We start from the raw sequence: 17,830 nt of genomic DNA, 5'->3' as shown, positions 1-17,830 counted from the left end.
CGTTGGCATGCAGAGCAATCCAAATCGCTCTTGCGCAACTCCCTCAGCGGTCGTATCTTCCTACCAGCGGTTCGGCAGACTGTCCGACAATCCGACAAGAACTCGCTCCGTCCACCGCCCGACTTCAACTTCGGAAGGTCCAATGATGACCAGTCTCAGATCGAAACGCGCGCGGTTGTGTGCGCTCGCCCTAGCAGCGGGCGTCGTGCTGGCCGGCTGCGCCGACTCCCCGACCGCGAGCGAGTCCAGCAGCACCGCTGTTGCGGCTGGCTCCGGGTCGGCTGCGGCCAGCGGTGCCGCGGACTCCAGCAGCGCCGTGTCCACCCTGCCCGCCGACCTCCAGGCTGCCTATGAGGGTTTGGATCAACCGATCGGCGCCACCCCGCTGGCGGACTTCAAGGCCCAAAACGCCAAGCCCTGGACCATCGGGTACGCCAGTTCCTACGCGGGCAACAGTTGGCGGGCCGAGGCACTGTCCCGGCTGCAGGAGCTGGTGGCCAAGTACAAGGAGGCCGGGATCGTCAAAGAACTCGTCGTCACCGAGTCCAACTTGAACGACGCCACCCAGATCCAGCAGATCCGGCAGCTCGCCGATCAGGGGGTGGACGCCATCATCATCTGCTGCTCCTCGATCACCTCGCTGAACGAGGCGATCAGCTACGCCTACGACAAGGGCGTCCCGGTGTTTTCCTGGTCTGGTTACACCACCTCACCGGTATCGCTGAACGTGTCGGCGAACTACCGGCAGGGCGGCGCGGAGGCCGCCAAGTGGCTCGCCGAGTCCATCGGTGGCAAGGGCACGGTGCTGAACGTGGTCGGTATCCCGGGCGCTGCATCCAGCGACACCTATGACGCGGGAGCACAGGAGGAGTTCGCGAAGTACCCGGACATCAAGGTGGTCGGAAACGTGGCCGGCAACTGGACCGACCAGGTTGCGCAGACCGCGGTGCAGCAGTTCCTGGCCACCAACCCCGGTCAGATCGACGGCATCTTGACGCAGTCGGCACAGGAGACCGGGGTGCTGCAGGCGCTGCTGCAATCCGGCCGGCCGGTTGTGCCGATGAACATCGGTGGCGAGGCGGGCGCGGCCTGCTACTGGCGGCAGAACAAGGACTGGGTGTCCCAGGGCTTCAACATTTGGCCGCCAGGGGATGAGATGCAGCTGGCGTTCGAGACCGCGATCCGCACCCTGCAGGGCCCGGGACCAAAGATCCAGTCGATCATCCGCGAACCGCTGCCGATGACCTACGAAGAGGTCGAGGCGGCGCTGCCCGCCGATTGCGATGTCAACGGCAGCGGGTGGATCCAGCCCGGTCCGGACAAGTGGATGCCCGCCAGCCAACTGAACGAGTACTTCAGCCGGCCCGCTGACCCGATGGCCGGTTCCTGACCCGATCAGCACCGCTGACCTGCCCCCACCCCCGAGAGGAGAACCCGGCCGTGACCAGCACCGAACAGCGTCCCGCGACCGTGCTCGCCGCAAGTGTCTCGAAGTCCTTCGGCGACACCAAGGCCCTGCGGGACTGCTCGTTCTCCGCCAGAGAAGGCGAGATCCACGCCATCGTCGGCGAGAACGGTTCCGGCAAAAGCACTCTGGCGAAAATCATCTCGGGGGTTATCGGGCAGGACAGCGGTGAACTCACCGTCCTGGGTGGTCACCCCGGTTCCCCGCGGGAAGCCCGGGCGCTGGGAGTGGCCACCGTCTTCCAGGAGGTGCTGCTGGCCGACAACGCCAGCGTCGTCGACAACGTCTACCTCGGCCTGGACGGCATGGCCCGCAAGATCGCATCCAAGAAGCAGCGCCTGCAACGCACCGCGGAACTGCTGCACCGGCTGACCGGGGAGGACATCGGCCCGGCCGGGCCGGTGGCCGACCTGCCGCTCAGCCTGAAGCAATGGATCGTCATCGCCAGGGCCCTGATCCGCGAACCCCGGCTGCTCATCCTGGACGAGTCCTCCGCCGCCCTGGACCTGACCGGGGCCGCCCGGCTGCACAACGAGATGAAGGCCCTGAAAGCACAGGGTGTCACGGTGCTGATGGTCACCCACCGGATCGCGGAGCTCACCCTGTTCGCCGACCGGGCCACCGTGCTCCGCGACGGTAAGGACGTCGGGGTGCTGGAGGGCGAGCAGATCACCGAGGCCCGGTTGATCGAGATGATGACCGGCGACGCCACCGTGCACGCAGCCCACGTCGCAGCGGCCGTCACCCCCGCCCTGAAAAGCCCCACCCCTGCGCTCACCGTCACCGGCGGCAGCCTGGACGGCGGCACACCCTTCGAGTTCACCGCCCACGCCGGGGAGATCGTCGGCTTGGCCGGCCTGGACGGTCAGGGCCAGGGTGAGTTTGCTAAAGCGCTGGCCGGGTTCTTCCCGCTGTCCGCCGGAACGATCACCATGCACCCTGCCGCCGGTGCACCGGTGCAGATCACCGGTCCCGCCGCTGCCGCAGCCGCCGGCATCCAGTACGTCAGTGGCGACCGGAAGAAGGACGGCATTTTCCCGAACATGTCGATCCTGGAGAACTTCGCCGCCCCCCTGTACAAACGGCACTCCAGGGCCAGCATCGTGGACTTCCGCGTCGTCCGAGCCTTGTTCGCCGAACAGGAGAAATCCCTGTCGATCAAGACCGGGAAGGCCGCAAACCTGATCGGCACCCTGTCCGGCGGGCACCAGCAGAAGGTGCTGATCGGCCGGTCGCTAGCCGCCGAGCCCCGGATCGTGGTGTTCAACGACCCCGCACGAGGTGTCGACATCCGCACCAAGAAGGAGCTGTACGCGCACCTACGGGCGTTGGCCGACACCGGCTGCACCGTGGTCTACGTCTCAACTGAACTCGAGGAATTCATCGGTTTCTGCCACCGGGTCGGAGTGTTCCGCGATGGCCGGCTTGCCGAATGGGTCAGCGGAGATGAACTCACCGCGGACCGTGTGCTGGCCGCCATGTTCGGCTTCCGCGACGCCACCCCGATCGCCGAGGCGATCGAAGAAGCAGCCACCCAGGAAACCGTCGCTGCCGGCGCGATCGGAGAGGAAAACCGATGAGCACCACCACGGCGACCAGCACCCCGACGTTCCTGCCCGACACCGGGCTCAAGTCCCGGCTGCGGTCCGTTGCCTACGCCCGGACACCCGCAGCACTGCTGGTGGTGCTGCTGCTGTTCGCGGCGCTCCGCGGACCGCAACTGTTCACCTCCGCCGGCCTGGGCGGTGCCATCGCGTCCGCAGCACCATTGATCCTCGCGGCGATGGCGTTGACCCCGATCGCCATGGTCGGCCGCGGGTCGGTCGACCTGGCCATCGGCCCGCTGATCGGCTTCATCAACGTCACCCTCATGCAGTTCCTCGTCGCCAACGGCGTCAACGCCCCGATCAAACTGATCGGTTTCGCCCTGGCCACCGGCGTCATCGTCGAGGTCATCATGGGACTGACCATCGCCTGGTTGCGGGTGGAACCGATCATCGTCGCGCTCGCCGGATACCTGGTCCTGGCCGGGTTGAACCTGGTGATCATGCCCAAACCCACCGGGCAGGCACCCGCCTGGCTGACCGCCTGGGGATCCGGACGGTCGGTGTTCTCCCCGATGCTGATCGTGCTCATCGCCGCGTTCCTGCTCTGGTGGGGCTTCACCAAAACCGCGGCTACACCCACCTGCGGCTCACCGGATCCAACGAACGCACCGCTTACGTCAGCGGCATCCCGATCGGCGTCATGCGGGTCACCGCCCACGCCGTCGGCGGGGTGTTCGCCGGCCTGGCCGGGCTGGCCTTCACCGGGCTCATCGGCTCCGGGGACGCCACCCAGGGCACCACCTACACGCTGATCGCGGTCACCGCGCTCGTGCTGGGAGGCACCAGCCTGGCCGGCGGCGCCGGCGGCGCGCTCGGCTCGGTGATCGGCGCCATCGACATCTTCCTGATCTCGTATGTGCTGGCCACCTTCAACCTAGGGTCGCTGTCCAGCTTCGTCGTCCAACTGACCTACGGCGTCGTGCTCGTCGCGGCCCTGATGGTGGCCGTGTTCCTGGGCCGGTCACGTCAGCGAAAGGCCCTGTCATGAGCACCACCGATACCGCCCCCGTCACCAATGCATCAGCAGCCGCCACCCGCACGCTACTGTCCGCGGACCGCCGCAGCGTCGTCATCAGCGCCGTCCTGCTGATCTTGCTGATCGCCGCGGGGGCACTCACCATCAACGGCTTCAGCTCCGCCAACAACATCAGCTCGATGTTGCTGCTCGCCTCGTTCCTCGGCATCGCCTGCATCGGGCAGACCTTGGTCGCCCTGCTCGGCGGCCTGGACCTGTCGATCCCGTTCGTCATCGGGTCGGCCAACCTGGCCACCCTCTGGCTGATCGGGAAAGGCCTGCCCGCACCATTGGCGATCTTGGTGATCGTGATCCTCGGCATCGCGGTCGGGGTGCTCAACGGGGTCCTGAGCATCCGCATCCAAGGACAGTCACTGATCATCACCCTGGCCGTCGGGTTCGCCCTGGTCGGGTTCACCCAAATCGTCACCAACTTCGGCGGCGGCACCGTCTCCGGCCGCGCCCCGGACTGGCTCGCCGGGTTCTCCTCCCTCAACGGCACCATTTTCGGTCTCCGCCTGCCCCCGGTCGTGCTGCTCTGGGCAGTGCTTGCCGCCGTGGCCATGCTGGCCATCAAATGGACCACCTTCGGTCGCGCTCTCTACGCGGTCGGCGGCAACCGTCGAGCCGCCGGTTACGCGCTGCTGTCCGAGCGGCGCGCCTGGATCGGCGTGCACGCGATCAGCGGTTTCACCGCCGCCCTGACCGGGATTGTGCTGCTCGGCTTCACCGGCGGCGGATTCGTCGGCGTCGGCGACCCCTACCTGTTCCTCACCGTCGCCGCGGTTGTGGTCGGCGGCACCTCGCTGCTCGGCGGGAACGGCGGCTACGGCCGCACCATCCTGGGTGCCCTGGTGCTCACCGTGCTGGCATCCCTGCTCATCGGCTACGGCCTGAGCACCGCCGCCCAGCAAACCGTGCTAGGCCTGCTGATCGTGCCCATGGTGGCCCTCTACGCACGGTCGCCGCATCCAAAAACCCGGGTCTGACCAAGGACCCAACCCGTACGCCCGCTCACCACCACCGCTGAACCACTCATCGCATCTGGGCCTAGGAGAAACGCCATGACTGAGAACAACCACAGCCCGCTCTGGCACCAGGGCTTGCAAGCCCGCAAAGAGGTTCTCGGCGCGGAACACGTCGAGAAATCCATGGCGAACGTGAGCGACTTCGCGAGCCCCATCCAGGATTTGGTGACCGAGTACTGCTGGGGCGCGGTGTGGACCCGGGACGGTCTGGAACGGAAAACCCGCAGCCTGATCAACATCGCGATGCTCACCGCACTGGGCCGGAACCACGAACTCGGCGTCCATGTCCGCGGCGCGATCACCAACGGCTGCACCGAGCAGGAGATCCAGGAAGTGCTCCTGCAGACCGCAATCTACGTCGGTGTCCCCGCTGCTCTCGAGTCCTTCCGGGTCGCCGAAGGAGTCCTGACCGGGCTTCGGGCACCGGCCCATGACGGTGAGGCTTCGGCATGACCGCTGCCAGCCGTCGGGTCGGGTTCATCGGCCTGGGCAACATGGGTATCCCCATGGCCAGGCACCTCCTCGCAGCCGGTCACCAGGTCGCCGGGTATGACCCGAGCTCGACCGCACAACAACGTGCCGCCGAGACCGGTATCGGGATCATCCGCGAATTCACGGCAATCACCGACCACGCCGATGTCATCATTCTCATGCTGCCCAACTCCTCTGTGGTCGAGAAGGTGCTGATCCAGGACGGACTCCTCAGCCGGATGTCCACCGGCGGCACGGTGATCGACATGGGCTCGTCCAAACCTGCTTCTACCCGCACGCTTGCCGCCGTTGCCGCGAAGGATGGCATCGACTACGTGGACGCCCCGGTCTCTGGAGGTGTTGTCGGCGCTGAAGCTGCCACCCTGACGATCATGATCGGCGGCGTACCGGGCGCAGTAGCCAAAATTCACGACCTTCTCAGTACCTTGGGCTCCCGAGTCACCCACCTCGGGCCTGCTGGCGCCGGACACGCACTCAAGGCGCTCAACAACCTGATGTCAGCGACCCACCTGCTGGTCAGCTCCGAAGCGCTGCTCGTCGGGCAGGAATTTGGTCTCGACGTGAACGTCATGCTGGACGCGATTAACACCTCGAGCGGGCGAAGTGGGTCAACCGAGGTGAAGTGGCCAAAGTACGTCGTGCCGGGCAGTTTCGACTCCGGGTTCGGACTGTCTTTGATGCTGAAAGACATGCGGATCGCCGTCGAACTTGCGAAGGACAGTGGTATCCCTTCCCGTTTGGGCGAGGCTGCCGTCGCTTTGTGGTCCGAGGCCGAGAACGCCTTGCCTCCCGGCTCCGATCACACTCGTATCGTCACTTGGCTGGAGGGTCGCCCGGCGCAAGTCATCTCCGATTTGTAGCTCCTTGTCTGACGACCAGACCGTATGATCGAAGACATGAGCGAAACGGTGCCCACGACGAAATGGCAAGCTGGCCCCTTGAACCGGGTGGCTGCACCGCTCCGCGAACGAGTCAGCGACATTCTGCGGCAGGCGATCTTCGACTTCGAGCTGCAGCCGGGGCAACGACTGGTTGAACGCGAGCTGATCGACCGCCTTCAGATCTCACGCACGACCCTGCGGGAATCGCTGCGGGAACTGTCCTCCGAGGGACTGGTTACCGTCATACCGCAACGCGGTGCCGTTGTCGCTTCCATCTCGCCTACCGACGCCGCGGACCTGTACGACGCCCGCGTTGCTATCGAATCACTGGTCGTCGAGCGCTTCATCAAGCGAGCGACCGACGAACAGGTGGAACGGCTCAGAATGGCGATCGCCGATCTTCGTGTCGCCACCGACAAGGGCTTGCCGAACAGACAGGTCCTCGCGGTCAAAGATGTGTTCTACGACGTCTTGCAAGAAGGCGCCGAAAGTCCCGTGCTGTCCACGCTGCTGTCCTCGCTGCACGCCCGTGTCTCCGTCCTGCGTGCGACGTCACTCGGCCAGCCGGGCCGATCGATCCAAGCGGTTGAGGAGCTCGAACGGCTCGTAGAGGCCATCGCTCGTCGAGACATCAAAGCCGCTACCCGTCTGTGCGCTATACACGTCCGGAATGCCGCGAAGATCGGCATCGCCGCGTTGCAAAAAGCTGCGCAAACATAATCGTCAACCTGAACCACCTCCTCACGCGACTCGCACAACGCTGGCCGACCGATCCAATCGAAGGCGCCGCCGACCCGCTCCTTATTGCTGTCGTTCGTAGCGTTGGTTCTGGCGCACTTTTTCGCGATTTCGGTCTCGTACCGCGCCTCCGAATTGGGGTTGTCGTGCGACACGTGCGGTCGGGAGTTGGTGCGGGTGACGCCGAGGTCGGTGGGGAGTATCGCTGGTACGCCGGCATAACCCGCGTCGGCGAGAGGTGGAAGGTCCTGGATCCATCTCTGAACGCCGTGTCGAACGTCGCCATTGTTAAGGCTTCGAAGTCCGGCGAGCATGCGGGTCAGTGTGTTGATCTCAAGCGTTGGTTTCACCTCGGCTGCAGTGTCTGCCTGGACGAGTCGCTCGTCGAGAATGTACCCCCAAGGACCACGGCGTAGCCAAGCGGTGGCGACACCCGCGTCGATCGCCGGCGAGATGTCGTTGTCGAGACGGTCACCGACGTAGAGGATCTCGTTCGGCGGATGCCCGGACACCTCGACGAGTTTCAGGAAGAAGTCGACCGACGGCTTGCTCACCCCCCAGTCGTCCGAGGTGGCGATGATGTTGACCGGCAGGTTGAGTTCGCGGATGAAGCGGCCAGCCCGAGCTGTCTGGTTGCCGGCGATCCCGACGAAGTAGCCGCGCTCGCGAAGCTCGGTCAGGCACGGCCGGACGTCCGGGTAAAGGTCGTTGGCGTTGAGGTACTCCCCAAGGCCGGCGTCGATTCGGGCTTTGCGCTCGGTCTCCAGGTCGAAGCCCGGCCGGAAGTACTGGAAGACCTCGCGGTAGTCGCGGCCGGAGGCGATCACCGCTCCGAACACCGCTGAGAAGGTGTGCCGAGGTACGCCGAGCCAGTCCGCCCAGGTGCCGTACTCGCGGGACTCGTCAATGAGCACTTCGCCCACATCGAACCAGACAGCCTTGATGCCCCGTAGCCGCTCGCCGACTGCGGTCATGCTGCCGCCAAGTGCTGATCGAGGTTCCTGACCGGGGCGCTGGTTGCCCACGGCGTCATGCTGGATCGGAGCGCGCGCAATCGATCGAGGCCGGTGGCGTAGCCGGCCCGGCGGAGGCGATCCACGGCGTCCGACGCGATCGCACACGACTGGTCGAGGTCTCCCTTGGCAAGGTGGGCCGCCGCGAGATCGGCGAGCACGACCGCGCGCTGCTTGACCGCATCGTCGGCCAGTCCGGTCAATGTCTGGGACAGCAGCGTCATGGCCTCGTCGTAACGACGGGCGCGAAGATATGCGTAGCCGGCGAATCCATGGAGGCGCGATTCGTCTGTTGGTCGACGATGCGGGATACCCGGGTCGGCGGCGGCTTGGGTGCGGACGGTGGCCCGCCGGTTGGTGGTGAGCCGGTGGCGGCGGGTGCAGACCTCGTCGGTGGCCTGCGAGCGCCGCGGACCGGGACCTCCCGCGCCGGAATGGGGGCTGATCATGCTGCATTGATGACGGCGCGGCAGGCGTTGCCACCGGCGCAGCGGGTCCCGATTGTGTTTCATCACCTGGCCGACCTTCCGATGGCTCAGGTCGAGGCGGAGACCGGTGCCAGCCAGGGGCGGTTCAAGCAGCACCTGTTTCGGGGCAGGGCGGGCCCCGTCGAGACTGCTTGGTGAGGACGGCTCACGGCCTGTGCTCAGCCACCTCAGCCCTCGCATCATCTTGGTAATCACTACTAGCGGCAAGGTGTTCCCCCTCGCCCGTTCGGCCCCGGACCTGACGGTGCGTCGACCCTCACCGATGCCAGCAGCATGGCGAGCTCCTGGTCGATGTACTGATCAAGGGTGATACGGGACTACCGGTGCGTCGGCATCAGAGGCGTGACGAGACGGTTCAGTTCACGACGTGGTGTTGCTCGAGAAACACAACTTCCCACACGTGTCCATCTGGGTCGCTGAAAGTCCGTTGGTAGGTCCAACCACCATCGGATTCTGTCGCCGAGCCTACTTTTCCGCCGGCTGCGCCGGCTTTGGCTACCAGTTCCTCAACTTCAGCCCGTGTGCCGGCAGTCAGAGCATTGACTAGTGTTGCAACCCTTGCCGGGTTTCCCACCTCCGCTGGTATGTTTTGCACAAAGAGATCACGTATAACTAGTTGGACGACGATGTTGTCATCGATAACTACCGAGGCAGTCCATTCGTTGGGAATGCTTCGTTGATGCTGAAGCCGAGCGCACTATAGAACTCTCGTGCCGCGGGCAGATCGAGCACCGGCAATTTCACGAATATCATTGGCATTTTTGATCCTCAATTGTGTCGTTGTGGTTTGTCGGGTGATGTACGAAGATCGCCGATCTCTTCGCGAGGGTGGCGACATCAGCTTCTAGGTTCGAGGCTGAGCTGGAGGAAGCTATCGAGTGCGGTGGGGTCGGCTAGTGCGTCCCGGGAGATGGCCTGATCGGGAGGGGTGCCGGTCAGGATGCGTTTGATGGGGACCTCGCATTTCTTCCCGTTGAGCGTGCGCGGAAGCGAAGGTAGGTGGATGATTTGGCCGGGGACATGCCGGGGGGTGAGTTCGCTGCGGATGAGTGTGCGCAGTTGCTGTGCGGTGGATTCGGTTTCGGCGTCGGGGGTGAGCACCACGAACAGCAGCAAGTCGCCTTCGTCAGCTGCGGTGGAGGTATCAATGACCAAGGAATCAATGACCGACGGGAGGGGGTCGACGATGCGGTAGAACTCGGCGGTACCCATCCGTATGCCGCCGCGGTTAAGGGTGGCGTCGGAGCGGCCGTCGATGATGCAGGACCCGCGGGAGGTGATGCGTATCCAGTCACCGTGCCGCCAGACGCCGGGGTAGTCCGCAAAGTACGAATCCCCGAGCCGGCTGCCGTCCGTGTCGCCCCAGAAATAGACAGGCATTGACGGCATGGGTTGGGTGATCACGAGTTCGCCGACTTGGTCGACCAGCGGTTGCCCGCCGGGACTGTAGGACTGAACAGCTGCGCCGAGTGCGCGACAGGAGATCTCGCCTTTCCAGACGGGGACAGTGGGGGCGCCGCCGACGATGCCTGTGCACAGGTCGGTGCCGCCGGAGAACGACACGATCTGGACCTGGTCACCAACATTCTGGATGAGCCAGTCGAAGCCATCGTCGTCCAGGGGTGACCCGGTGGACCCGATTGTCCTCAGCGAGGTCAAGTCCTGGTGTTGACCTGGGTGCACTTCGGCCTTGCGGCAGGCGGTGACATAAGCGGCGGATACTCCAAACACGGTGACGCGGTGCCGGTCGACGATGCGCCAGAGGGTGGTGAGGTCGGGGTTTGCCGGGCTGCCGTCGTACAGCAGCACCGTCGATCCGACAAGAAGGCCGCCGATGAGGAAGTTCCACATCATCCAGCCGGTCGTGGTGAACCATAGGAACCGGTCGTTGCACTTGAGATCCCAGTGCAGACCAAGGGACTTGAGGTGCTCGAGCACAATGCCACCGACCGAGTGCACGATGGGTTTGGGAGGTCCGGTGGTCCCAGAGGAGTACAGGATCCACAGCGGTGCAGAGAACGGCACCGGGGTGAACTGGGGATCGGCCGGCTGGGCGGTGAGTTCGTGCCAGTCGGTCATGCCCTCAGGGGTCGGGGTGTGGAGGTCAGGAATGTGGATGACACGGGTGAGGGAGGGAAGCGCGTCGCGGAGTTGGCGCACCGTGTCGGCGATGTGGAATTCCTTGCCACCGTATCGGTAGCCGTCGACGGCGATGAGCACGGTGGGTTCGACCTGGGTGAAACGGTCGAGCAGGGAGGTGGAGCCGAAGTCGGGGGAGCAGGAAGACCACACTGCGCCGAGGGAGGCGGTGGCCAGGAAACCGATCAGGGCGTGAACGGTATTGGGGACCAAATTGACGACCCGGTCGCCGGCGGACACACCCAGCCGGCGCAGACCAGCCTGGAAGGCGCCGACCTGGCCGCGCAACTCGGCCAGGGTCAGGGAAATCTCGGTACCGTCCTCGGCGATCGAGATGACCGCCGTGTGATCGTCGTCGGCGCCCGGTGGTGTGCGCAGGGCGTGTTCGGCGTAGTTCAAGGTGCCGCCGGGAAACCAGTCCGCGCCGGGCATGACCTGCACAGGTAAAACTCCGTCAGGATGCCGGTGCCAGCGGATCTGGAAGTAATCGGCGACCGCGGACCAGAACCCGGGCAAATCCTCGACCGAATAGGAGTGCAACGCCGCGTAGTCGGGGAACTCCCTGCCGGCCCAGTTTTCCAGGGCGCCGGTGAAACCGGCCATGGCTGTGGTGCGGGCGCTGTCGGGCATGGGCGTCCAAATGACGGGGGGTGGGGTCATGATGCTCCCTGCTCAGAGGCGTAAGTATCCCGGCTGCACCAGGGGTGGATCTCAACCACCGACTGTGTCGATGCCGCCACCGTTGTCGAGGCCGACCCGTTCACCCCGCCGAAGATGAGTACTGGGCTTGGACATAGGTGTTTACGCATCACGAGTTTCACACGCACAGGCGGCGATCGCGGTCGCGGGGGGTGGGGACGGCGGGCCGAGTCGCCAGATCAACCAGTCGTTATCGGCTCAGGCGTCCAGGCGGAAGCCGACTTTCATGCTGACCTGGTAATGACCGACGCGTCCCTCCTGGATGTGGCCGCGCACCTGTGTCACTTCGAACCAATCGAGGCCGCGGAGGGTGGTGTTGGCGCGGGCGATCCCTACTTCAATGGCTGCGTCAACCCCGTCGGGGGAGGTTCCGACGATTTCCGTCACTCCATACACGTGTGTGGCCATGTGTCCTCCAACGGCGTTGTGGTCATCACTTCTGCGCAGACCCTAAGGCCTATGTCCGGCCCAGTAATCGATGCGTCTTACCAGGATTGATGATGCATGGGCATTGCCAACTGTGGTTGCTGCCGGTCTGGCTCCGGTGCATCGAGACGGGTTACCTTTCGACTCAGGGTGTAGACCCGAGACCGTTTTGTGCGTGTGGCTCGCGTGATCCGCCGCGAGTTCATCACAGAGCGTGTCTCGCGGTGTCCCCCAGGCACGCCACTGTCGACTTGTCTCGGTGGCCATGCCGACGGGCGGGGCACACGCTTCGGCCGAGGTCACAGATGAAGGTGGTTGTTTCTCGGTGAGCAGCATCAAGTGGAGCTACATGGACCATTGGCGGAGCATCGGGCCTGCTGGGCCGATCGACCAATGGCACTCCCACAAGACGATGTCGGCCTTCCTGAAGCAGATCAAAGCGGTGGGCTTTGACGCCATTGACACTTTCGACTTTCGTATCTGGCAGATGTACGGCGATTACGGCGGGCCGGTCAAGTACCAGGAGATGGTGCGGGATCACGGCCTGGATGGGATCATCAACACCTTTCACGCCGCCGATTACGACACCCGCAATTACGCTCCGCACCTGCGGGAGACGCACGAGAACATTCTCGAGGATTTCCGGGTGACCATGGGTCGCTGGTCGGGCGTGGGACTGAACAGCATCATCGTGATGCCGGCGACGCTGTACTACGACATGGAACCGATCACCGAGGACAAACTCAAGATCACGGCAGAACTGTGGAACAGGGTCGGCGAGATCACGGCTGGTCACGGGGTGAAACTCACCTGCCATCACGAGTTTTTCTGCGGTATCCAGAGCGAGGCGGACATCGACACGTTCTACGCTCATACCGATCCTCAGTACGTGTCGCTGTTCGTCGACACGGCACAGCACTGCATCGCGTCCGTCGACGTGGTCCCGTTGTACCGCCGTCACGCGCACCGAGCCAGTGGGTTTCACTTCAAGGACACCCGCAACGTCGCTACCGGCGACGATCACCGGCACCGGCCCGATTCGGAGATCATGGCACCTACGACGGGCAAATGGTTCTACGAAATGGGAACCCCTGATGGCCTGGTCGATTTCGAAGCAATGATGCGGGCGATCCGGGACGAAAAATTCGAGGGCTGGATCACGGTGGAGCACGACAAGGCCAACAAGTACGGCGGCGACTACTCGGAGAGCACAGCGATCTCGCGCTGGTATGCGGCCAACGTCCTTGAACCCATCTACCGGTAAGGCTTCGACATGAACAACATCAGATGGTCATATGCGATCAATCAGTACAAGCCGCAGTTCGACGATTTCGTCCGCCGGGAAGACCACGAGCGGGCACTGAAAACCATGTCGATCGCCGGTTTCGCAGGCGTCGAACTGACGACCGGCACGGGGCGCTGGGAGCCGCTGGGAAATCCTACCCAGCTCGCCGCCAATTTCGGTTCGCTGAGCGGATTCCGCACGTTCCTGGATGACTGCAAGATCGATGCCGTCTCCAGTTGGTACTTCGACCCGCACCAGCGGTCGATGGAGGATCTGACGCCGGCGCTGTCCCCGTTGGTGATCGCCGAACAGGCTGGCATCGTGGCGCGGGCCACCTGGTACGCCTCGGCGCTGGCTGAACTGGGTGGCTCGGTCCTCGTCGCCTGCGCGACCCCGCCCGCCGGGGACTGCGGCGAGATCGACGACGCTGCACTGGGCCGGTTGGCCGATTGCTGGTCGGCAGTAGGACGGGCGACCCTGGAGTTGGGCGTCCGGACCGCCCTGCACGTCGATTTTCTCTCCCCACTGCGGGAGCCGGCGAACCTGGAGAAGGTGCTGGAGTTGCTCGATCCGGCCGCCGTCGGCCTGGCGATCGATACCGCGGAACTCACCATCGCCGGTTTAGACCCGGCGGAGATCATCCGAGCGCACCCCGACCGGATCTGGCACGTGCAGTACAAGGATGCGTTGGCCGTAGACGACGCGCGGGAGTACCTCGTCCCGCACGCCCAGTACTCCGTCCGCCAACGCGGCGGCGAACGGGAGATCCCACGCTGGTTTGCCGAGCCCGGCGCTGACGGTGGCCTGGTCGATTTCACCAGCGTCACCCAGGCGCTGATCGACACCGGCTACAACGGTTGGATCGTCTTCGAGAGCGACCCGAGCCCGCATCCGGCCACCAGCACCCTGCTCAGCGGGTACCTCATGCAGGAACGGCTCCGACCCATGGTGGAAGTGAAGACGTCCTCCTGAGCGACAACAGGCCTGAGTTGAGGGTGGCGATGATTGGCCACGCCTTCATGGGAGCTGCGCACTCGGATGCGTGGCGGACAGTCGCCCACGTCATGGATGTCCCGGCAAAACCGGTGATGGCGGTTGTCGTTGGTCGCCGGCCGGCCGCGGCTGCCACCGCGGGTGCGAGGTTGGGTTGGGCCGAATCCAGTACGGACTGGCAGTCCGTGGTGCACCGCGAGGACATCGATCTGGTCGATATCTGCACACCCGGAGACTCGCTCGCCGAGATCGCGATCGCCGCGCTACGCGCCGGCAAACATGTGCTGTGCGAGAAGCCCCTGGGTAACACTCTGGCTGAGGCGGCCGCGATGGCTGACGCGGCCCGCGCGGCCCGCCTGTCGGGGGTTCGGGCGATGATCGGGTTCAATTATCGCCGCGTGCCGGCTCTGGCGTTGGCCGCCGACCTGGTCCGTGATGGGAAGGTCGGGGAGATCCGCCACGTCCGAGGCCTGTACCTGCAGAATTGGCTCAGCGACCCGGCGACGCCGATGAGTTGGCGCCTAGAGGTCGACAGAGCCGGTTCCGGTGCCCTGGGCGATCTGGGTGCCCATGTCATTGATCTGACCTGGTTCCTCACCGGGCAACGGTTGACGCAGGTGACCGGCAGGCTGCACCGGTTCGTCCCGCAGCGACCGCTACCTGACGATCCAACCAGGACCGGGGAAGTCACCGTCGAGGACGCCGCGACCTTCAGCGGGCAACTGGCCGGGGGTGGGTTCGCCACCTTCAAGGTGAGCCGGGTCGCGACCGGTCACAAGAACAGTCTGCGGATCGAGACCAACGGTACCAAAGGCAGCATCGTGTTCGATGTCGAACAGTTCAACGATCTGTGGTTCTACGACGCGACCGAACCGGATCGGACTGCCGGGTTCCGCCGGGTTGTCGTGACCGAACCCATCCACCCGTACCTGAGCAACTGGTATCCACCGGGGCATGTACTGGGCTGGGACACCACGTTCGTACACGAGATCGGTGACCTCGTCGGGTGTATCGCCGCAGGCGTTGACCCACAGCCCGGATTCGACGAGGGCGTCGCCGCCCAAGAAGTGATCGACGCCGTGATCACCAGCGACGAAGCGGCGCTCCGGTCGTGCTGAAGCCGTCAACGCATGCCGGAAAGGTCGCCTGATGTCTCGTCCCATCACCTTGTTCACCGGCCAATGGGCCGATCTACCCTTCGCCGAGGTGTGCCGGTTGGCCGCCGATTGGGGCTATGACGGGGTGGAGATCGGGTTCGGCGGGGATCACCTCGATGCCCACCTGGCCCTGACCGAGCCGGACTATCTCGCGTCCAGGAAGCGACTGCTGGCCGAGCACGGCCTGCAGGTGTTCGCCATCTCCGCGCACCTGGTAGGTCAGGCGGTGTGCGACCACCCGATCGACCAGCGTCATCAGGCCATCCTGCCCGGACGGATCTGGGGAGACGGCGAACCCGAAGGAGTCCGGCGGCGAGCCGCCGCAGAGCTTAAGGACGTCGCCCGGGTTGCGTCCGAACTGCAGGTCTACACGGTCGTCGGATTCACCGGTTCGTCCATCTGGCACACCGTCGCGATGTTTCCGCCAGTCCCGGAGTCCATGATCACCGCCGGGTATCAGGACTTCGCCGACCGGTGGAACCCCATTCTGGACGTCTTCGATCAAGTCGGCGTGCGGTTCGCCCACGAGGTGCATCCCAGCGAAATCGCCTACGACTACTGGACAACGCAGCGCACGCTGGAGGCCATCGAGCACCGGCCGGCTTTTGGGCTGAACTTCGACCCCAGTCACTTCGTCTGGCAGGACCTGGATCCGCTGGGCTTCCTCTGGGACTTCCGCGACCGGATCTACCACGTCGACTTCAAGGACACCAAGAAGCACCTCGACGGCCGGAACGGCCGGCTCGGCTCGCACCTGCCATGGGCCGACCCACGCCGCGGATGGGACTTCGTCTCCACCGGCCACGGCGACGTCGACTTCGAGTCCTGCGTCCGACTGCTGAACGCCATCGGGTACAGCGGTCCGCTGTCGGTGGAATGGGAGGACGCGGGAATGGACCGCTTGGTCGGAGCCCCCGACGCGCTCGCCTACGTACGGAGGCTCGCCGCGATCGTTCCACCCACCCAGTCCTTCGACGCAGCCTTCGGCTCCGGCTCCTGAAATTCCCCGACTTGTATGGGGTTCAGCGGTATCGCGACCTGGGTTGATCGCCCGTAGCGTTGCCGTAGGACACCGGGCGGGCTGACTCGTAGAATTCCTGCCGCCTGCGAGGGTTGGCTCTGGTGGGGTGTGTCGAACCCGCCCGGTGGCCGTTCGCGGTCTGACTCAACAGAGGCGTGACCACGAAGGCACCGGCAAGTGCTCTCGAAGTCGGAGTGTCGACCGCGGATCCCCCCATCCAGTCCACGGGAAGTGAAGGGACCCAATGACGATGATGCTGATCGGCGTTGATCCGCACAAGTCCACGTCCACGGCGACGGCCGTGGAACCCGAATCGAATCGTGAGGTGGCCTCGATCCGTATCGACGCCACCTTGCGGGAATACCGCCGCCTGCTTACCTGGGCTGGTCGGTGGCCGGAGCGCCGTTGGGCGATCGAGGACGCCGAGGGCCTGGGCCGGCATCTGGCGTCCTGGCTGCTCGCCCGCGGGGAAGAGGTCGTCGACGTGCCCACGACCGCGACCGCCCGGGTGCGGCAGCTCTCCCGTGGTGGAGGTCGGAAGAACGACCGGATCGACGCCGCCGCGGCAGCGTGCGTGGCGGCATTGCAGGGTGATGCGCGTCCGTTGGAGGCCGAGGACACCGCGGATGTGTTGGGACTGCTGGACGAGCGGCGGGCGAACCTGTCGCAGGCCCGGGTCCGGGCGGTGAACCAGCTGCATGCCCTGCTCCGGGCGTTGCTGGCCGGCGGCGCACCCAGGGGTTTGTCCGCCCTGGCCGCTGCGGCGTTGTTGCGCACGGTGCGGCCGGCGGGTGACGCCGAACGGGTCCGCAAACACATCGCCGGTGATCTGGTTGCCGAGATCCATTCCCTGGATTCCCGGTTGAAGGCCAACGCCGAGGTGATGGCGGGGCTGGTGAAGGCCTCGGGCAGCACCCTAACCGGGACCGTGGGCATCGGACCGGTCACGGCCGCGCGGTTGATTGGCCGGTCCGGCCGGGCGAGCCGGTTCCCAAGCTCGGCCGCGTTCGCAGCGTATTCGGGTGTCGCGCCGGTCGAGGTGGCCAGTGCGGAGCATGCCCGTCATCGGCTGTCCCGGTCCGGGGATCGTCAGCTCAATTCCGCGTTGCACATCGTCGCGGTAACCCAGATTCGGACGGCCGGCAGCCTGGGCAACATCTACTACCGGACCAAGATCGCGGAGGGTAAGACCCCGAGGGAGGCCAGGCGGTGTCTGAAACGGCGCCTGGCGGACCATGTCTGGCGGACCATGATCAGCGACGAAAAGCGCCAGCGGGCAGAGGTTTCCGGTCCGGCTTCCGCTTCCGACGCCGCCTAATTCTTACCCCCTCCCGGCCGCTTCAGGAGCTCGGTCATCGCAGACCTGGGGCACACAACTAACGT

Annotated in this window: 18 protein-coding genes and 1 pseudogene; 13 read left to right on the top strand and 6 right to left on the bottom strand. The window is 65.0% G+C overall.

Annotation, left to right across the window (positions count from 1 at the left end; all coding sequences use genetic code 11):
- The first annotated feature begins 145 nt into the window (after positions 1-145).
- The 7 genes from ACVBEQ_RS04100 (at position 146) to ACVBEQ_RS04070 (ending at position 7,208) form a co-directional block, all read left to right on the top strand.
- Positions 146-1,390 (top strand): ABC transporter substrate-binding protein, encoded by a 1,245-nt coding sequence (locus tag ACVBEQ_RS04100; RefSeq protein ID WP_447152139.1) that lies wholly within the window; start codon positions 146-148, stop codon positions 1,388-1,390.
- A 50-nt stretch (positions 1,391-1,440) separates the two neighbouring features.
- A complete protein-coding gene (locus ACVBEQ_RS04095) occupies positions 1,441-3,045 on the top strand; it encodes a sugar ABC transporter ATP-binding protein (protein ID WP_447152138.1) in 1,605 nt (534 codons plus the stop codon).
- Positions 2,930-4,060 carry an ABC transporter permease gene (locus ACVBEQ_RS04090; RefSeq protein WP_447152187.1) on the top strand — a complete coding sequence of 377 codons (1,131 nt, stop codon included), beginning with the start codon at positions 2,930-2,932 and terminating at the stop codon, positions 4,058-4,060. Before ACVBEQ_RS04095 ends, ACVBEQ_RS04090 begins: the two co-directional genes overlap by 116 nt.
- Complete coding sequence (locus tag ACVBEQ_RS04085) at positions 4,057-5,076, top strand: ABC transporter permease (protein WP_447152137.1); 1,020 nt, start codon at positions 4,057-4,059, stop codon at positions 5,074-5,076. Before ACVBEQ_RS04090 ends, ACVBEQ_RS04085 begins: the two co-directional genes overlap by 4 nt.
- A gap of 75 nt (positions 5,077-5,151) precedes the next feature.
- Entirely contained in the window at positions 5,152-5,568 is a 417-nt protein-coding gene (locus tag ACVBEQ_RS04080; RefSeq protein ID WP_447152136.1) for a carboxymuconolactone decarboxylase family protein, read from the top strand.
- Positions 5,565-6,467, top strand: a complete 903-nt coding sequence (locus ACVBEQ_RS04075; protein WP_447152135.1) for an NAD(P)-dependent oxidoreductase — start codon at positions 5,565-5,567, stop codon at positions 6,465-6,467. Before ACVBEQ_RS04080 ends, ACVBEQ_RS04075 begins: the two co-directional genes overlap by 4 nt.
- Before the next feature lie 36 nt (positions 6,468-6,503).
- Complete coding sequence (locus ACVBEQ_RS04070; protein WP_447152134.1) at positions 6,504-7,208, top strand: GntR family transcriptional regulator; 705 nt, start codon at positions 6,504-6,506, stop codon at positions 7,206-7,208.
- 332 nt (positions 7,209-7,540) lie between these two features.
- On the opposite strand, the pseudogene ACVBEQ_RS04065 reads toward ACVBEQ_RS04070, so the two are convergent.
- Positions 7,541-8,200 (bottom strand): annotated as a pseudogene (locus tag ACVBEQ_RS04065) (HAD family hydrolase); the annotation flags it as partial.
- Positions 8,197-8,688 (bottom strand): hypothetical protein, encoded by a 492-nt coding sequence (locus ACVBEQ_RS04060; protein WP_447152133.1) that lies wholly within the window; start codon positions 8,686-8,688, stop codon positions 8,197-8,199. The pseudogene ACVBEQ_RS04065 and the gene ACVBEQ_RS04060, both read right to left, overlap by 4 nt.
- Here ACVBEQ_RS04060 and ACVBEQ_RS04055 point away from each other — a divergent pair.
- On the top strand, positions 8,674-8,865 hold the full coding sequence (locus ACVBEQ_RS04055) for a sigma factor-like helix-turn-helix DNA-binding protein (protein WP_447152132.1): 192 nt from the start codon (positions 8,674-8,676) through the stop codon (positions 8,863-8,865). The genes ACVBEQ_RS04060 and ACVBEQ_RS04055 overlap by 15 nt on opposite strands.
- Before the next feature lie 217 nt (positions 8,866-9,082).
- Here the strand turns inward: ACVBEQ_RS04055 and ACVBEQ_RS04050 are convergent, their stop codons facing one another.
- From ACVBEQ_RS04050 to ACVBEQ_RS04035, 4 genes are all read right to left on the bottom strand, one after another.
- The gene (locus ACVBEQ_RS04050; protein ID WP_447152131.1) at positions 9,083-9,301 is read right to left on the bottom strand and encodes a VOC family protein; all 219 of its coding nucleotides are present in this window, start codon (positions 9,299-9,301) and stop codon (positions 9,083-9,085) included.
- Between the two features lie 68 nt (positions 9,302-9,369).
- Complete coding sequence (locus ACVBEQ_RS04045) at positions 9,370-9,480, bottom strand: hypothetical protein (RefSeq protein ID WP_447152186.1); 111 nt, start codon at positions 9,478-9,480, stop codon at positions 9,370-9,372.
- A gap of 84 nt (positions 9,481-9,564) precedes the next feature.
- Positions 9,565-11,526 carry an acetoacetate--CoA ligase gene (locus ACVBEQ_RS04040; RefSeq protein WP_447152130.1) on the bottom strand — a complete coding sequence of 654 codons (1,962 nt, stop codon included), beginning with the start codon at positions 11,524-11,526 and terminating at the stop codon, positions 9,565-9,567.
- A gap of 237 nt (positions 11,527-11,763) precedes the next feature.
- The gene (locus ACVBEQ_RS04035) at positions 11,764-11,973 is read right to left on the bottom strand and encodes a dodecin (protein WP_447152129.1); all 210 of its coding nucleotides are present in this window, start codon (positions 11,971-11,973) and stop codon (positions 11,764-11,766) included.
- Between the two features lie 283 nt (positions 11,974-12,256).
- On the opposite strand from ACVBEQ_RS04035, the gene ACVBEQ_RS04030 reads away from it, so the two are divergent.
- The 5 genes from ACVBEQ_RS04030 (at position 12,257) to ACVBEQ_RS04010 (ending at position 17,765) form a co-directional block, all read left to right on the top strand.
- Positions 12,257-13,255 carry a sugar phosphate isomerase/epimerase family protein gene (locus tag ACVBEQ_RS04030; RefSeq protein ID WP_447152185.1) on the top strand — a complete coding sequence of 333 codons (999 nt, stop codon included), beginning with the start codon at positions 12,257-12,259 and terminating at the stop codon, positions 13,253-13,255.
- 9 nt (positions 13,256-13,264) lie between these two features.
- A complete protein-coding gene (locus ACVBEQ_RS04025) occupies positions 13,265-14,248 on the top strand; it encodes a sugar phosphate isomerase/epimerase family protein (RefSeq protein ID WP_447152128.1) in 984 nt (327 codons plus the stop codon).
- Positions 14,249-14,277: 29 nt separating this feature from the next.
- Positions 14,278-15,387, top strand: coding sequence for a Gfo/Idh/MocA family protein (locus ACVBEQ_RS04020; protein ID WP_447152127.1), 1,110 nt, complete (start codon positions 14,278-14,280; stop codon positions 15,385-15,387).
- Positions 15,388-15,418: 31 nt separating this feature from the next.
- The gene (locus tag ACVBEQ_RS04015) at positions 15,419-16,426 is read left to right on the top strand and encodes a sugar phosphate isomerase/epimerase family protein (RefSeq protein WP_447152126.1); all 1,008 of its coding nucleotides are present in this window, start codon (positions 15,419-15,421) and stop codon (positions 16,424-16,426) included.
- A gap of 271 nt (positions 16,427-16,697) precedes the next feature.
- The gene (locus ACVBEQ_RS04010; RefSeq protein WP_447152184.1) at positions 16,698-17,765 is read left to right on the top strand and encodes an IS110 family RNA-guided transposase; all 1,068 of its coding nucleotides are present in this window, start codon (positions 16,698-16,700) and stop codon (positions 17,763-17,765) included.
- Positions 17,766-17,830: the final 65 nt, after the last annotated feature.

It is taken from the genome of Nakamurella sp. GG22 (assembly GCF_052976845.2).
Note: the sequence above shows the minus strand (reverse complement) of the source record. Positions and strands in the feature narration are given on the sequence as shown.

What these genes read in the sequence shown, in the direction of transcription:
- ACVBEQ_RS04100 (WP_447152139.1), top strand. Translation starts at nt 146, where the DNA reads ATGACCAGTCTCAGATCGAAACGCGCGCGGTTGTGTGCGCTCGCCCTA.
- ACVBEQ_RS04085 (WP_447152137.1), top strand. Translation starts at nt 4,057, where the DNA reads ATGAGCACCACCGATACCGCCCCCGTCACCAATGCATCAGCAGCCGCC.
- ACVBEQ_RS04080 (WP_447152136.1), top strand. Translation starts at nt 5,152, where the DNA reads ATGACTGAGAACAACCACAGCCCGCTCTGGCACCAGGGCTTGCAAGCC.
- ACVBEQ_RS04075 (WP_447152135.1), top strand. Translation starts at nt 5,565, where the DNA reads ATGACCGCTGCCAGCCGTCGGGTCGGGTTCATCGGCCTGGGCAACATG.
- ACVBEQ_RS04070 (WP_447152134.1), top strand. Translation starts at nt 6,504, where the DNA reads ATGAGCGAAACGGTGCCCACGACGAAATGGCAAGCTGGCCCCTTGAAC.
- ACVBEQ_RS04055 (WP_447152132.1), top strand. Translation starts at nt 8,674, where the DNA reads ATGGGGGCTGATCATGCTGCATTGATGACGGCGCGGCAGGCGTTGCCA.
- ACVBEQ_RS04060 (WP_447152133.1), bottom strand. Translation starts at nt 8,688, where the DNA reads ATGATCAGCCCCCATTCCGGCGCGGGAGGTCCCGGTCCGCGGCGCTCG.
- ACVBEQ_RS04045 (WP_447152186.1), bottom strand. Translation starts at nt 9,480, where the DNA reads ATGATATTCGTGAAATTGCCGGTGCTCGATCTGCCCGCGGCACGAGAG.
- ACVBEQ_RS04040 (WP_447152130.1), bottom strand. Translation starts at nt 11,526, where the DNA reads ATGACCCCACCCCCCGTCATTTGGACGCCCATGCCCGACAGCGCCCGC.
- ACVBEQ_RS04035 (WP_447152129.1), bottom strand. Translation starts at nt 11,973, where the DNA reads ATGGCCACACACGTGTATGGAGTGACGGAAATCGTCGGAACCTCCCCC.
- ACVBEQ_RS04030 (WP_447152185.1), top strand. Translation starts at nt 12,257, where the DNA reads ATGCCGACGGGCGGGGCACACGCTTCGGCCGAGGTCACAGATGAAGGT.
- ACVBEQ_RS04025 (WP_447152128.1), top strand. Translation starts at nt 13,265, where the DNA reads ATGAACAACATCAGATGGTCATATGCGATCAATCAGTACAAGCCGCAG.
- ACVBEQ_RS04020 (WP_447152127.1), top strand. Translation starts at nt 14,278, where the DNA reads ATGATTGGCCACGCCTTCATGGGAGCTGCGCACTCGGATGCGTGGCGG.
- ACVBEQ_RS04015 (WP_447152126.1), top strand. Translation starts at nt 15,419, where the DNA reads ATGTCTCGTCCCATCACCTTGTTCACCGGCCAATGGGCCGATCTACCC.
- ACVBEQ_RS04010 (WP_447152184.1), top strand. Translation starts at nt 16,698, where the DNA reads ATGATGCTGATCGGCGTTGATCCGCACAAGTCCACGTCCACGGCGACG.